We start from the raw sequence: 16158 nt of genomic DNA, 5'->3' as shown, positions 1-16158 counted from the left end.
GTCATATCCACGCATGGCGTGGATCTACTGCCGGGCGGCCGGCACTACTGCGCATCGCGCAGCGCGCCCAGGAAGGCGCGCAGCGAGGCCGGCTTGATCGGCTTGGTCAGCACGCGATAGCCACGCTCGCGCGCCATCCGCTTCAGCTCATCGCGGCCATCGGCGGTCAGCAGTGCACCCGGCAGCGGGTAACCGGCCGCCTCGCGCAGCGCTACCAGTGCGTCCAGGCCATCCATGCGGTCGTGCAGGTGGTAATCCACCAGCATCACCTGCGGGCGCTCGGCGATCTTCTCCAGCGCCTGGTCGACGGTGGCGGCGGTGATCACCTGCACCTGCCAACGGCCGAGCAGTGCGCGCATGCCGTCGAGGATCTCCTCGTCGTTGTCCACGCACAGCACGCGCAGGCCAGCCAGCGAATCGCTGCGTACCGGTGCGGCCACGGCCGGTACCGGCGTGGCCAGCTCGGTGTAACCCGGCAGCGGCGCCACCCGCGGCAGGATGATCGAGAACATCGAGCCCTTGCCGACCCGGCTGCGTGCGTTCAATCGATGGTCAAGCAGGCGCGAGATGCGCTGGCAGATCGACAGGCCCAGGCCCAGGCCCTGCTCGCCCCAGTCGAACGGCTGCTGGTAGCGGTGGAACTCGTCGAAGATCTGCCGCATGTGGTGCTCGGGAATGCCGGGCCCGGTATCCCATACCTGCAGTTCCACTTCGTCGCCGCGCTGGCGCACGGCCAGCACGATGCGGCCCTGGCGGGTGTAACGCAGCGCATTGGCCAGGAAATTCTGCAGCATGCGGCGCAGCAGGCGGCGGTCACTGCGCACCCATGCCGGGCGTGCGAACAGGTCCAGGCGCAGGCCACGGCCGGCAGCAACCGGGGTGTACTGCGCGGCCAGCTCGCGCATCAGCGCACTCACGTCGAACTCGCCGATCACCGGGTGCAGGCCGCCGGCATCCAGCCGCGACACATCCAGCAGGCCATCCAGCAGTTCTTCGGCCGCGCGCAGCGACGCATCCACGCGCTCGGCCAGATGCTTCTGCTCGTCACTCACGTGATCACTGTCGCGCAGTGCCGAGGCGAACAGGCGCGCTGCGTTCAGCGGCTGCAGCACGTCATGGCTGATCGCCGCCAGGAAGCGGGTCTTCGACTGCTGCGCGACCTCAGCCTCATGCGAGCGCTCGGCCACGCGCTGTTCCAGCGTCTCGTTGGCTTCCAGCAGCGCTTTTTCCGCGTGCTTGTAATCGGTGATGTCGTTGTAGCTGGTCACGTAGCCGCCACCGGGCAGCGCCTGCCCGCGCATCTCGATCACCTTGCCGTCGCTGCGGGTGCGCTCGAACACGTGCGGTGAACCGGCGCGCATGTAGCCGATGCGGCGGTTGATCTGCACTTCGATATCGCCCTCGCCCAGCTCGCCACGCTCGGCGTTGTAGCGGATCAGGTCGGCCACCGGACGGCCCACGTAGAGCATGCCGTCGGGGTAGCCGAACATGTCCTGGTAGCGGCGGTTCCATGCGGTCAGGCGCATGTCCGGGTCGACCACGCTGACCCCGGCGCTGATGTTCTCCAGCGTGGTCGACAGGATCTCGCGGTTGAAGCGCAGTTCCTGCCCGGCTTCGTCCAGCACCGCCACCACTTCGCCCAGGTCCATGCCCGAGCCCCGCAGCAGGCTGGTCAGCAGCAGGCGCGCCGACGCCGCACCGATCGACGCGGCCAGCAGGCGCTCGGTGAACTGCACCCACGGCCGGTCCGCAGGCGCCGAGGATTGAAGCTCACGCCCCAGCGACTGCGCCTGCTCGAAGAACGAGCGCCGTGCGTGGCGTTCACCAACCACGCGCGAGGCCAGCGCCAGCAGGTCACCCACGTGCACGTGACCCGGCCAGCCACCGGCCACCGACGGGCGCTCGGCATACGGGTCGAGGAACGGTGCGGCACGCAGCCGCTCGTCGACACCGGGCCGCCAGCGTGCGGACACCAGCATCATCGTCGCCGCATTGACCAGCAGCGACCAGAACGTGCCGTGGGTCAGCGGATCCCAGCCGGTCATGCCGAACAACTGCTGCGGCCGCAGCCACTCGATGCCGAACGGGCCGTGTTGCACCCAGCCAGCATCGACCCAGCCGGCCATGGTCATCGCCGGCAGCAGCAAGGTGTACAGCCAGGTGGCGAAGCCAAGCAGCATGCCCGTCTCGACGCCACGACGACTGGCGCCACGCCAGTACAGGCCACCGATCAGGCCGGGCGCGAACTGCGCCACCGCTGCGAACGCCATCAGGCCATACGAGGCCAGCGTGCTGTCGTTGCTGCTGGTGCGGTAATAGCTGTACGCCATCAGCGCCAGCAGCAGGATCGCCAGGCGGCGGATCCACAGCACGCGCGAGGCCACGTCGGCGGCCTCCTGGTGGTCACCGCTACGGCGCAGCAGCACCGGCATCACCAGGTCGTTGCTGACCATGGTGGCCAGCGCGATCGACGACACGATGACCATGCCGGTGGCCGCCGAGAAGCCGCCCACATAGGCGATCAGCGCCAGCGCGTTGCGGCCCTCGGCCAGTGGCAGGGCCAGCACCATCGAATCGTCGGCGACGCTGCCACCGGTGCCGAACAGGGTCACGCCGGCGGTGGCGATCGGCAGCACCATGCCCGAGATCAGCACCAGGTAGCCGCCGAACATCCAGCGCGCGCGGCGCACGTCGCGCACATCGCCGCACTCGACCACGGCCACGTGGAACTGGCGCGGCAGGCAGATGATGGCGAGGAAACTGAGCAGGGTCTGCGAGATGAAACCCACCGGCGGCAGGCCGGTGAACAGCGTATGCACCGACTCGACCACCGCGTCGGTGCGGTTGCTCAGCCACAGGTAGGCGAACACGCCCACGGCCAGCATCGCCAGCAGCTTGATCACCGATTCGAAGGCGATCGCCAGCATCATGCCGTGATGGTGCTCGGTGGCATCGACCTGGCGGGTACCGAACAGGGTGGCGAACAATGCCATCAGCAGCGCCACGTACAGCGCGGGATCGGTGAAGAAGCCGGTCGGGCCGGTGTTGCCGGTCAGCACCTGCAGGCTCATCGCCACCGCTTTGTACTGCAGGGCGAGGTACGGAATGATGCCGATCAGCGCGATGATCGCCACCAGCGCCGCCAGCCGCCGCGAGCGGCCGAAGCGCGAAGAGATGAAGTCGGCGATGGAGACCACGTTCTGGCTGCGCGCGATCAGCGCCAGGCGCTCGATGATGCGCCAGCCGAACAGCAGCAGCAGCAACGGACCGATGTAGATGGGCAGGTAGCCCACGCCGTTGCGCACGGCGGTACCGACCGCACCGTAGAAGGTCCACGACGAGCAATACACGGCCAGCGCCAGGCTGTAGACCACCGGCCGCAGCCACGGCCGGTCGGGGTACATCGGCCGACGGTCGCCCCACCACGCCACGCCGAACAGCAGCGCGGCATAGGCAACCGAGACCAGCAGCAGGATCCAGCTGGAGACCACGCGTGCGTTTCCGTCAGGACAGGGGCCAGTAGATCACGACCGTTGGTCGTGATGGTAGGTCACGACGGAGGGGCGCAAGGGTGGCATGACGGTGGGTCACGACCGTTGGTCGTGACGGAGGCCTCCGTGCCCACCAACGGTGGGCACCCACCAGGAGCCGGCGTTACTGGGCCGGCACGCCCATTTCCTTCAGCAGTTCCGGTGCCGGGTAGACCTTGGCCAGCAGCCAGCGCAGGTAACGCATGTCCACGTGCACGGCGCGCTTGTAGCGCGGGTCGAACCACCAGCTGGCGCTGACCGACTCCCAGTTGCTGTCGAAGTTCAGGCCGATCAGTTCGCCCTTGGCGTTGAGCACCGGCGAGCCGGAGTTGCCGCCGGTGGTATCCAGGTTGGTCAGGAAGTTGACCGTCTGGGTCTTCAGCGCCGGGTCGGCGGTGCTGCCGAAGTCACCCTTGGCGATCGCGGCCAGCAGCGGCTTGGGGGCATCGAACGGATAGGCGTTGGTGTTCTTCTCGACGATGCCGGCCACGGTGGTCACCGGCGAGTAGGTCACGCCGTCGCGCGGATGCAGCGCTTCGACCTTGCCGTAGCTGATGCGCAGGGTGCGGTTGGCATCCGGGTACACCGCGCGGCCCTGCTTGGCACGCCAGGCGAACAGCGCCTGCATGTAGGCCGGGCGCAGGCGCAGCTGCTCGCCTTCGCGGGTCTTGCTCTCGTTCTCGATGCGCAGCTGCGCGGCCACCAGCGGGCCGGCCACGGCGATCAGCGGATCGGCGGCCAGTGCCTTGCCTTCGCGGGCCGCAGCGAAACGGGACAGGCGCTGCGCCTCCTCACCCAGCTGGGTGCCGGCGTACAGGGAATCCAGCGCCGCTGCCAGCTGCTGCGGGGTACGGCCGAAGGCGGCGTCGAACTCGGCCACGCGCTGCGCGTCCGGCAGCTGCTGGTAGCGGGTCAGCAGGGTGGTCAGCAGGGCCTTCTCGACCTCCGGCGCGTAGCGGCGCTGGACCTGCTTGAGCACGCCTTCGATCATCGCCTGATCGCGCTGCTGGTAGCCGCTCTCGCGCTGTGCGTCCGGCTTGGTCGATTCGATGCGCAGGCGTTCCAGCAGCAGCGCCGAGCGCAGCAGCTGGCTCTGCGCGGCCATCTGCTCCAGCAGCAGGTCACGCTCACCCACCGCCGCACCCTGCGACAGGTTGGCCAGCAGCGCCTTGATGTCGCCCTGGTACTTGCGGTCGGTGGCGGCCAGCATGGCCGTCTCGTCAGCCGCACGCTGGGCCTTGGCGTCGCTGCGCAGCAGGCCTTCCAGCTCACCCGCGGCGCGCTTGCGGTTGTTCTTCAGCGACTGCAGCTGCGAGGCGTAGCGGGTACGCGCCTGCGCATCCTTGGCGCTGGCCGCCTCGATGGTGTCGATCATCTGCTGGAACACCGACACGCGGCGCGGCAGCACGGTATCGATCTGGCCAGCGAATTCGGCGGCGGTGCGGTGGCGGTAGGTGATGCCCGGGTAACCAGCCAGCATCGCGTAGTCGCCTTCCTTCGGCCCTTCCACCGACATCTGCAGGTGCGCCGGCGCCTGGTAGGGCACGTTGTCCTTGCTGTAGGCGGCCGGCTTGCCGTCCTTGCCCACGTAAGCGCGCAGCAGGGTGAAGTCGCCGGTGTGGCGCGGCCACATGAAGTTGTCAATCTCATCGCCGTAATTGCCGATCGCACGCGGCGGCGCGTACACCAGGCGCACGTCGCTCAACTCCAGCTGGGCGATGCGGTAGAAATCGGTGCCGTAGTACATGTTGGCCACCGAGCAGCGCACGCTGCCGTCCTTCTCGCACTCGGCCACGATCTGCTTGCTGGCCGCATCCACGGCATCGAAGTAGGCACGGCCGGTCTTGCCACGCGCCTGCGCCAGAACCTGGTCGGTCACCTTGTCGAAGCCGACGGTGACCAGTACGCGGAAGTCCGGGTTGGCCGGGCGCTCGTCGGCGCGGTCCCTGGCGATGAAGCCACCGTTGATCAGGTCGTGCTCGGGCGAGCTGTTGTACTGGATCACGCCCATCGCCACGTGGTGGTTGGTCAGCAGCAGGCCATCGCTGGACACGAACGAGCCGGTGCCACCACCGGCACGCACCACCGCGCTCAGCGGCGGTGCAGTGACATTGGCCAGGTCGGCCGGATTGCCCTTGAAGCCTGCAGCCTGGAGCGGTTTGGCCAGTTCCGGCAGCTGGGTCGGCATCCACATGCCTTCATCGGCGTGGGCACCGGCGGCGAGGGTCAGGCCCAGGGCCAGGGCGGTGGGAAGGGCTTTGCGTGGTGACATGAGGCAATCCGGTACGACAGAACAGCCCGGGACCATAGCCCGTGGGGCGCTGTCGGGCAACGCCCGATAGTCAGGCCTGCGTCGCACTCCTAGAATTGCCGTTTTCTGCACATCGGACGTCCGCAGATGATCGTCGGCATCGATCTTGGCACCACCCATTCCCTCATCGGCATGCACACGGCAGCGGGACCGCAGCTGTTCCCCAATGCCCATGGCGAGCTGTTGACCCCTTCGGTGGTCAGCCTCGTCGATGGCGCCGTGCTGGTCGGCCAGCCGGCCGGTGACCGCCTGGTCAGCCATCCGCAGCAGACCGTGGCCCATTTCAAGCGCTGGATGGGCAGCGACCGTGAGACCCGGCTGGGTGAGCGCAGCTTCCGTCCCGAGGAGCTCTCGGCGATGGTGCTGCGTTCGCTGCTGGCCGACGCCGAAGCCGCCCTGGGCCACAAGGTGGAGGAAGCGGTGATCAGCGTGCCGGCCTACTTCTCCGATGCCCAGCGCAAGGCCACCCGGGCTGCCGGCGAGCTGGCCGGCATCCGTGTCGAGCGCCTGATCAATGAACCCACGGCCGCCGCGCTGGCCTATGGCCTGCAGGAGCGTGACGGCGAAGGCCGCGTGCTGGTGCTGGACCTGGGCGGTGGCACCTTCGACGTCTCCATCCTGGAACTGTTCGACGGCGTGGTCGAAGTGCATGCCAGCGCCGGCGACAATTTCCTGGGCGGCGAGGACTTCCTGCAGGTACTCGTGCAGGCCTTCCATGCCGACCAGGGCACGTCCGCCAGCGACCTGTCCGCTGCCGAGCAGGCGCAGCTGCTGCGTCGGCTGGAACTGTTCAAGCGCGAACTCAGCCAGAGCGGGGCTGCCAGCCTGCAGTTGCCCCTGGCCGGCCGCGAACGCCAGTGGCAGCTGGATGAGGCACGCTACGCGCAGCTCTGTGAGCCGCTGCTGCTGCGCATGCGCACGCCCATCGAGCGCGCGATCCGCGACGCCCGGCTCAAGCCCGAGGCGCTGGACGACATCATCCTGGTCGGCGGTGCGGTACGCATGCCGATGGTCAGCAGGCTGGCGACCCGGATGTTCGGCCGGCTGCCACTGCGCCATGTCCATCCCGACCAGGCGATTGCGCTGGGTGCCGCCGTTGCCGCCGGACTGAAGGCGCGCGACGAATCGCTGCGCGAGGTCGTGCTGACCGATGTCTGCCCCTACACACTGGGCACCCAGGTATCCCGCCAGGATGCTTCCGGTGGCGAGCGCAGCGGCTATTTCCACCCGATCATCCAGCGCAACAGCGTGGTGCCGGTCAGCCGCGAGGATCGCTTCTACCCGCTGCACGAGCGGCAAAGTGCCATCCGCATCGACGTGTTCCAGGGCGAGAGCCCGACGGTGGATCGCAACATCAAGCTCGGTGAGCTGAGCGTGCCGCTGACCCATTCCGTTCCGATGCAGGAGCGCAGCGTCACCGCCCGCTTTACCTACGACGTGAACGGGCTGCTGCAGGTCGAAGTCACCGAGGACGCTACCGGTAGGCGCCACGAGCTCATCCTGGAACAGAACCCCGGGCTGCTGTCACCCGAAGAAATCCAGCAGCGCCTGCGGGTGCTGGAAGCATTGAAGATCCACCCGCGCGACGCTCAGCCCAACCTGGCCGTGATTGCCCGCACCGAGCGCCTCTACGAGGAACGCATCCATCACCGCGAACTGTTGCAGTCGTGGCTGAGCAGCTTCCGCCATGTACTGGAAAGCCAGGATGCCGTTGCCGTCGAGCGTCATCGCCATCAGCTGGACGAGGTACTCGACACCCTCGAGCGCGATGCATGAGCTGGGCACTGCACGTCCTGGAGCTGGACGAGACGGCTGACGAGCGCGCGATCAAGCGCGCCTACGCAAAGCGCCTGCGGGTGACCCGCCCCGACGAGGATCCCATCGCCTTCCAGCACCTGCATGAGGCCTATCAGGCGGCATTGGACTGGGCCCGCCAGGATCCTCTGGCCGATACCGCGAGCGAGGCCGAACCGGCAGAGCATGCAGCCGACATCACACCTTGGCCGTACGACGCCGACGCGGCCTCGACGCCGCCCGGGACACGTTCGTACTCGCCTCCATTGCCACCCCGCGGCACGCCGGTGCTGCTGCGCACAGCACCCGTGGTGGAGCTGGAGGGTGTGGTCCATGTATCGGGCCATGCGCAGACGATCCTGCGCATGGCCCATCTGTCTTCCCCTGAAGACTTCGGGCCATGGCTGGAGGCCACGCCGGTCCTATGGTCGCTGCGCTACAAGCCATTGGTGGGCGACGCACTGCTGGACGAACTGGCACGCAGTCACGGTGGCATCAGCGCCGCCAACATGGATCTGCTGGCACGTTGTTTCGGCTGGGATGATGTTCACGACGGCCTGGATGCGGACAGGCTGATATCGATCCGATCGCGCGGTCATCGACGCTGGGCCGCCGAGACCGGCAATGCGGCGGAGCTGTCAGCGCAGCTTGAACAGGAGGGCAGCCTGCGGCTGGGGAAGATCACGGTCAGCCGTTGCCTGCGCTACCTGTCGCAGCCATGGCACCCGCGACGATCCCTCTGGCAGGCGCAGTTGCCCGAACACATCAATGAAGTCAACGCACTGCTGGATGCCATCGAGTCGGGGGGAAGGGAGCAGGTACCCGAGGCATGGGATCCGCAGCAGATCCTGTTCTGGCGAAGTCTTGCCGACGTCTCCCGGCCCAACCGGTGGCGCTGGCAGGTGAACGCGCTGCGTGGCGTGCTGCTGGGCGTCTGCAGCCTGTTGTTCTTTGGTGGAATCGCAGGTGTCTCGTTGGTCCAGGGAAAGGCAGGCGAAGCCGCGATGTTCGTCCAGATGGGGGCGCTCCTGGGCCTGCTGCTGGTGGTGATGGGAGTACTGTGGGTGCCCGTTCGCTGGGCGCTGCGCCAACTTACGCTTGACCTCACTCATCAGCGTGCAGGCCTGCTGCTGGCCCTGCCGGCGCCGTTGATGGCGATCGGCAGCCTGGTTCTTGTCCATGGCCTGGGCCACCGCATGGAAGGTACGCTCTTGATCTTCATGGCACTGCCCTTGGCGACTGCGCGCCTGTGGCGACGCGTCGGTGCCCGGATGCGGTTCGGAATCCGCCACGCCGTGTTCATGGTGCTTGCCATGCTGATCGCCGAAGCAGGCATCGTTCTGACCCTGCTGCAGTGGGGCGCCGAGTTCGTGCATCGCGCGCGTCGTCACGCGCCGATTGACCGGCTCCCGCCGGCCTCTGGAAACACTGCGTGAACCGGGCGCTGGACGCTCTCGGGCTCGACGCCGGCGCCGACGAACGGGCGATCAAGCGCGCCTACGCGCAGAAATTGCGCGCGGCGCGCCCGGACGAAGACCCGGTGGCATTCCAGGCGCTGCACGAGGCTTACCAGGAAGCGCTGCGGTGGGTACGCAACCGCGCGCACTGGCAGGAGGAAAGCAGTGCAGAAGCGCTGACGACCACGCCTGCAGACAACAGCCCACCCGAGCCACCGGCGCCGTACGACAGCCATTCGCCGATGGACCACATGCCGGTGCTGCATCATCCATGCACGCTCGACACCGACATGCCGGACGATGTGGTGGAGCAGTCATTGAACCTGCCCCGGTTTGCGCGCCTGCTGGTCAACACCGCCGGCGACGCCGACCCGGCCAGCTTCGAGCGCTGGCTGGCCCATCGTCCGGAGCTGTGGTCATTGGCTGACAGGCCACGCATCGGCGACGTGGTACTGCAGCAGCTGCTGCACCAGGGCGGGCCCCTGTGCGAGTCCAACTTCGATCTGCTCAGCCGGTATTTCTGCTGGGATGAGATCCGGGGTGATATCGATCCCTACCGGGTGCGTGCACGACGCAGCCAGCTGCATCGCCACTGGCTGCTGCAGCCGCGCAACCACGCGGCCCTCACCGAAGCACTGGATCGACCGCAGGACCGCGTGTCCGCACAGGAAGCCCATGCCCGCATGGAACGCTTGACCCGACCGTGGCACTGGCTGGAATCGACGCTGTCGGCCTGCGTGCCCGGGCGCGCAGGCACCATGCGGCGCACGATGCAGCATCTGGGGGTGCACACCGTCCGCGACACGCTGGCGCCACTGGACGCAGATCAGATCGCCTTCTGGATGGCGATATCGCAGCCCAGGCCCTTCAGTCTCCTGAAGATGCAGGTGGCGATTGTTCGCTGCCTGCTGGGTGCAATGATCGTGCTGGCGGTTCTGGCAGTTCTGGCACTGCTGGGTGATGCCGCGCGACCGCTTGCGATCAGCACGTCCGGCATGAAACGCGTGGCGATCCATGCCTCGGTGGTCATCGTGGCCGGCGTCGTCATGCTGGCGACCTTCGTGGGATGGACTCCATCGCGAACGGCGTCCGCGCCAGCGCCCGTCGAACCATCGTCGCCGTCCGATGCACTCGGCATGCTCACGCACGGGCCTCGTCCGCGCAGGCCAGCCCCCTCCTTCGCCGTCGTCAGCCAGATGGACCCCGGCACAGAGGGCGGTTGAGTGGCGGCGGGTTACTTCTCCCGCCGCCAGTTGATCGAACCGCGGTTTTCCACCGTGCTCGATTCCACTTCCACGTCGAAGCCGCGACGCAGCAGGTACTTCAGCGTGATCACCGAACCGGCACCGACCAGCGACACGCCGTAACCGACGTACAGCTTGGGCGAGATGTACTTGCCGACGCCGATCACCGAGCCACCCAGCGCGCGCGACTGGCTCACGCCGGCATCGTCCAGGCCCAGCTTGGCGCCCAGCTGCGAGGCCAGCAGGCCACTGCCTGCAGAGAGTGCCGCCGAGGCCGCATTGACCTGCTGGGTCTGGTCGCTGCTGGCACCGGTCAGGCTGCGTCCCAGCACCAGGTAGGCCAGCGCTTCGGACTGCGACATGGCCGGATCGGACCACACGTCAGCACGCGGCTGCTGCGCACGCCCGGTCACGTCGATGCCGGCGGTGACATCACCGATCCGGCGCTCGGCACGGATATTGATGCGCGGGTCGGACACCGCGTTGTAGTTCCAGGTGAGGTTGCCGCGGGTGATGGTCAGGTCCTGCCCATACGCCTTGTAGCGGCCACTCACTTCCAGCCCGCCATTGGCGGTCATCTCGCGGCCGGGCTTGGCCCAGACCTGCATCTTGCCGGTCAGTGCACCCTTCAGGCCGAAGCCGGTCATCTTCACCTTGTCACCGAGGCTGACCGTCAGGTCCATGTCCAGCGGCGAGGTGCGCGACTCTTCCGGATCGGCCGGGTCGAGCACCACCACGTCTTCGGACACCGAGGTACCGCGGTCCAGGCGCTCCAGATCGATGTCGGCCTCGGGCACGTGCACGGTGCCACGCAGCTCCATCGCGGCCTTGGCCAGGGTGAAGTCGAGGTTGGGATTGGCGACGATGCGCAGTTCGCTGGTGTTGGACAGCAGCACGTTCTCGCCGTGGATCTTCAGCTGCAGCGGCTGTGCATCGCCGAACCACGACAGGCCACCATCCACGTACAGCGTGCCCTGGCCGGAGTTGGCCTGCGCGGTGATCTTGGCCGAACCGTCGGGCTGGGCCACGAAGCTGCCCTTGCCCTGGTCGAAGGTCAGGCCCAGTGCCGGGAATTCACCCTTGAAGTTGCTCAGCTGCGCGTCACCACCCAGCGACGGCTGGCCACGCGTACCCCGCAGGCTGACGTGGCCTTCGATCAGGCCGGTCGGTCGCACGATGTCCGGCGAGAACAGCTCCAGCCAGTACAGCCGCGACATGTTGAGGTAAAGCTCACCGTTCAGCGGCGCACTGGCTTCCCAGCCGGTCTGCATCTTGGCGTCGACGAAGCCGTTGCCCTGGAAGCCCATGCCCAGGTAGCCCTTGATGCTGGCCGGGGTCATGTCCAGCTTCAGCGAGAACTGGTCGTAGCGCACCAGCTCGCCACGGGTGGTGTCCCCCACGGCATTGCGGTTCTCACCCAGGCGCACGCCGCCTTCCTTCGAGCGCACTTCCACATGGCCTTCCCAGGCGTTGCCGCGCGGGCGGATCTGCGCGTCCAGGCTGACATCGCCACGCAGGTAGATGCGGCGGCCGGACTGCGGCGGCAACCACGGCTGCACGAGCGCCAGCGGCAACGCATCACTGCGCACCACCAGGCCCTCGCGCGGCCAGTTGGCCTGTGCACACAGTGCACCGCTGCTGGCGGCGGCCAGGCAGGCTTCGGACAGCGTGTAGGTGCCGCCGTTGATCGCGAACGCCGCTGGTGCACGCAGCGACCAGGCGTCGCCCTTCACCGGTGCGATGCGCAGCGATGCCAGCTCGCCACGCCACTGCGCACCCTGCTGGCGCACGCTGCCCTGCAGCTCGATCGCGCCCATCTCGTTGCGGGTCTGCGCCGCCAGGCGCAGGTTGGAGACACTGCCCTGCGCATCCACATTCAAGCGTTCCAGCAGCATGCCGGCGTTGACCTGCTGGCCCTGCACCGCCAGCGTGCCGCTGTCACCGCGCCACGGCAGGTGGCCCTTGATGCTCACGCTCTCGGCGCCGTAGCCATCCCAGTTGAGGTTGTTGCCGACCAGGTCGGCGGTGATGTCCGGCGCATCGCGCGGGCCCTTCACCTGCACCTGGCCGCGCAGGCCACCGTCGGCGCCCGGCAGCAGGTCACTCAGCTGCAGCGGCTCGAAACGCGCATCAATGTCGAGGCGGTCACCGACCTTGCCCGACGCGGTCACCCGGCTGCTGCCCAGCGACAGTTTCAGGTCGCCCTGGCCCTGCGCGCCCTGCAGCGCGAACTTGCCCTGTGCGTCGAGGTTGCGCTGGCGCAGCATGCCCTTCAGCGACGGCAGGTCCACCGTGGCTTCCAGCGTTCCGGCGGTGCCCGGTGCGGCATTGGCCGGCGGTGGCAGCTGGCGGCCCTTGGAGGCCAGGTTGCCGGACAGGCGGCCGTTCCAGCCCGGCACGAAATAGCCGGGGTCGAAGTCCTTCAGCGTGGCCTTGGCGTCCCAGTCCAGCTGCGGCGCCCAGGCCACCTGGCCTTCCACCTGCAGCTGCCCACCCGGCGTCTGCGCCTGCAGCTGGTGGATCGACGCGGCCTGGTCGTTGCCACGCACGTCGAAGCGCAGCTGCGCCTTCTGTGCATCACGCTCCACCTCGGCGCGGCCGATCGCGGCCCAGGCCTTCAACGTGCCGGCCAGGCCGAAGCGTGCTTCCTTCAGGGTCACCGGCACCGGTGCGCTGCCGGCGGTGTTCGGATCGGGCGCCGGCACATAGGTCAGGTCCCGCGCGACCACCGAGAAGTTGAGCTTCTGCTGGTCTTCCTGGCTGAAATCAGCGGTGCCCTCCAGGCGGGCTTCGCCACCGAGGCCCTTCACCAGCAGCGGTGAAACCTTCAGCACCTGGTCCTGCAGCGATACCACCGACGGTGCCAGCTCCAGTTCCTGGTCGCCCTGCTTCACCTTGCCGCGCAGGTTGGCGTTGCCGCCCTTGCCGGCGGCGGTGAAGTCCAATGCCAGCGGCGCGATCGCCGAGCTGGCCAATGCCGGCGACAGCAGCGCCAGATCCAGCTCGTCGCTGCGGATGCTGGCACTCCAGCTCGGGTCGGTGCGGCCATCGAACACCAGCATCGCGTGCAGCGGCTTCGGCGCACGCCCGGCCACCGCTACTTCCATGTGCGACAGGTCACCACGGGCGATCAGGCCAAGCGTCGCTGCGGTACGGCCACGCGGCGCCGGCAGCACTGCCGTCACCGTCACGTCGGTGTCGTAGTCCTTGGCCGGGATGTAGCGGCCCTGGGCGGTGAAATTGCCCATGTCGCTGTCCACGACCAGTTTGTGCGCCTGGAACTCACCGTTGGCGATCTCGATGCCGCCACGTACGCGGCTGATGTCGATCACCGGCTCGTTGGCCTGGCTGATGCGGAAACCGTCGATGGCGATGGCATCGGCCTGGATCGCCAGCGGCATTTCGATCTGCGGCAGCGAATCAGGCCACGACGGCAGCTTGAACGGCTCGTCACTCTTGGCCAGGTTCAACGTCGCATTGGTCAGCTCCAGCTTGTCCAGCAGCAGCTTGCGGCCCAGCAGCGGGCGCAGGTCCGGCTCCAGGTGTGCACGCTCGGCGTGGAAGTGGATGTCGTCGTAGCGGAAGTCGACGTTGTACAGGGTCAGCGGGCCGGCCACCGGGCCGTCCACCTTGTCCCAGGTGAAGCTGGCGCCCACCGGCAGCCGCGCCACCACCTGTGCCAGCAGCACATCGCGGCCGGCCACGGTCTGCAGCAGCCAGTACACCGCCAGCAGGGCCAGCAGTACCAGGCCGATCACGCCGGCGCCGGACCACGCCCAGAAGCGGCGGCGGCGGTAGAAACGCACGCGCGGCGGCGGCGTGTTCGGGGTCGGTGCGGGCGTGCTCACAGGTCCGCTCCGATGTTCAGGTACAGCTGGAACTGCGAATCCGGGTTGTTCAGGCCATGCGCCACGTCGATGCGCACCGGGCCCACCGGCGATTTCCAGCGCACGCCGAAGCCAACGCCGGTGTGCAGGTCGATGGTGTTGTCGAAGGCACTGCCGGTATCGACGAACACCGCCGCGCCCCAGGGGCCGCCGTTGAAATAGTGCTCGTACTCGGCCGAGCCGATCACCAGGTTCTTGGCGCCCAGCGCGTACTTGTCCGGTGCCGGCGTGCGCGGCCCCACCTCGCGGTAGGCATAGCCACGGATGCTGCGGTCACCGCCAGCGAAGTAGCGCAGGCTCGGTGGCATCGCCACCAGGTCACTGGTCCAGGTGGTGCCACCCTCGCCGCGCAGGATCAGGCGATTGCTTTCACCCACCGGGATGTACCAGCGCAACACGGCGTTGGCCTGCACGAAGCTGGTGTCCGAGCCGGCGCCTTCGACGCCGGCACGCATCGTCGCGGTACCGCTGATGCCCTTGCGTGGGAACATCTCATCGTCGACGTTGACGTAGTCGGCAACCATCTGCGGGTACACCAGCGTCGAGGTGTTGTAGACCGCGTCGGTGAATTCGGTGCCGGAGGCATAGCGCCAGCGCTCGCGCAGTGCGTTGACCGAGGCGATCGCGGTCCAGTGCTCGTTGATCTCGCCGCTGCGGCTGGCGATCAGCTTGAAGTTGCGCAGGTCGATGTAGTCGGTCTGCTCGTCGTACGCGCTGGCGGCAAAGGTGTACCAGCCATCGAGCCAGTTGAAGGCCGGGATGCGGTAGCTGGTGACCAGGCTCTTGCGCTTCTGCGCATAGTCCAGCTGCGTGTTCATCTTGTGGCCGCGGTTGTTCAGGAACCGCCGCTCGATGCCACCGCGCACACCCGGGCCGCTCTCGCTGCCGTAGCTCAGGCCGGCGGTGTAGATCGTGCGCTTGGCCCGGGTCAGCTTCACGTCCACCGGCACATCGCCGTTCTCGTCGGCCTGGTCCGGGCGCGGCTGGATGTCGATCACGCTGAAGTAGTCCAGCTTGGTCAGCGACTGCCGCAGGCGGTCCAGCTTGCCCTCGTGGTAGTAGCTGCCCTGGTCCCAGTACACCAGCGGATCGAACAGCTTGTCGACGAAGTAGTCCTGCTCGAAGCGCACCGGGCCCATGTTGTAGCGGCGGCCGCTGTCCCAGGTCAGGTCGATGTCGGCGGCATTGTCGGCGCGGGTGATCTGCACCTGGCGCTGGGTGTAGTCGGCATCGAAGTAACCACGCTCGGCCAGGCGCCGGGTGATGGTGATCTTGCTGGCTTCGTACTGGGTGTGCTCGAAGCGCTGGCCCTTGCGCGGCTTGAACGCGGCCAAGTCATCCTGCAGGTACTGGTCGTACATCGCCGGGCCGGTGATGTCGATGTGCTCGCGGCGCACGGTCACCGGGGTGCCCTTGTCGACGTGGATCAGCACGCGGACGTGCTCGTCCTCGCGCGGCGCCTCGACCTTGATCACCGGGTTGTAGTAGCCGAACGGTTCCAGTGCCTGGCGGGTCTGCCGCTCGGCCTGGGACAGCAGGTATTCCAGGCGCGATTCGCCCTGTTCCTTGCCGATCGTGTCGTACAGCGACAGCGATTCCTGGATGTTCTCGATGATTGCGGCGTCGTCGCCCTTGTCCAATCCCTTGATGTCCACCTTGTCGATGGTGCCGCGCGCGTGGACCACGGAGGTGGCGGCCAGCGACAGGACCATCAGCGGCAGGGCGTATTTCTTTGGCTGCATGCGGCACAGCATACCGACCGAAGGTGACGATGCGAAATGCATCACGTCATTCGGGATCGGTTGTTAAGTGGCGGTCAAAATACGCGCCTTTGTGGCGATCATCGTGAATGCAGGCGAGGATGCCGGCATCGTGCGCGATGCCGGCGATGACCCCGATGGACATCCGCCAGCGGTGATCCGGTAGTGCCGGCCG

7 protein-coding genes are annotated in these 16158 nt (G+C 67.5%); 3 read left to right on the top strand and 4 right to left on the bottom strand.

Annotated elements, in window-relative coordinates; all coding sequences use genetic code 11:
* Positions 1–44 precede the first annotated feature (44 nt).
* On the bottom strand, positions 45–3491 hold the full coding sequence (locus tag BKE09_RS11525) for a PAS domain-containing hybrid sensor histidine kinase/response regulator (RefSeq protein ID WP_075675824.1): 3447 nt from the start codon (positions 3489–3491) through the stop codon (positions 45–47).
* A 163-nt stretch (positions 3492–3654) separates the two neighbouring features.
* Positions 3655–5802, bottom strand: coding sequence for a S46 family peptidase (locus BKE09_RS11520; RefSeq protein WP_014038981.1), 2148 nt, complete (start codon positions 5800–5802; stop codon positions 3655–3657).
* A 126-nt stretch (positions 5803–5928) separates the two neighbouring features.
* Between BKE09_RS11520 and BKE09_RS11515 the strand changes: the two genes are divergently transcribed.
* The 3 genes from BKE09_RS11515 (at position 5929) to BKE09_RS11505 (ending at position 10315) form a co-directional block, all read left to right on the top strand.
* A complete protein-coding gene (locus BKE09_RS11515) occupies positions 5929–7617 on the top strand; it encodes a molecular chaperone HscC (protein ID WP_075675823.1) in 1689 nt (562 codons plus the stop codon).
* Positions 7618–7697: 80 nt separating this feature from the next.
* Positions 7698–9071, top strand: coding sequence for a heat-shock protein (locus BKE09_RS11510; RefSeq protein WP_240502901.1), 1374 nt, complete (start codon positions 7698–7700; stop codon positions 9069–9071).
* Positions 9068–10315 carry a heat-shock protein gene (locus tag BKE09_RS11505; RefSeq protein WP_075675821.1) on the top strand — a complete coding sequence of 416 codons (1248 nt, stop codon included), beginning with the start codon at positions 9068–9070 and terminating at the stop codon, positions 10313–10315. Before BKE09_RS11510 ends, BKE09_RS11505 begins: the two co-directional genes overlap by 4 nt.
* Before the next feature lie 11 nt (positions 10316–10326).
* Here the strand turns inward: BKE09_RS11505 and BKE09_RS11500 are convergent, their stop codons facing one another.
* Together BKE09_RS11500 and BKE09_RS11495 are read right to left on the bottom strand one after the other, a co-directional pair.
* Positions 10327–14184, bottom strand: a complete 3858-nt coding sequence (locus tag BKE09_RS11500) for a translocation/assembly module TamB domain-containing protein (RefSeq protein WP_075675820.1) — start codon at positions 14182–14184, stop codon at positions 10327–10329.
* Positions 14181–15977, bottom strand: coding sequence for an autotransporter assembly complex family protein (locus tag BKE09_RS11495; RefSeq protein WP_083663084.1), 1797 nt, complete (start codon positions 15975–15977; stop codon positions 14181–14183). The genes BKE09_RS11500 and BKE09_RS11495 overlap by 4 nt, the downstream gene beginning before the upstream one ends.
* Between the last annotated feature and the right edge of the window lie 181 nt (positions 15978–16158).

The sequence above is a fragment of the Stenotrophomonas sp. TD3 genome (assembly GCF_001939825.1).
Taxonomy (GTDB): Bacteria; Pseudomonadota; Gammaproteobacteria; order Xanthomonadales; family Xanthomonadaceae; genus Stenotrophomonas.
This window is presented reverse-complemented; position numbering and strand designations above follow the sequence as displayed.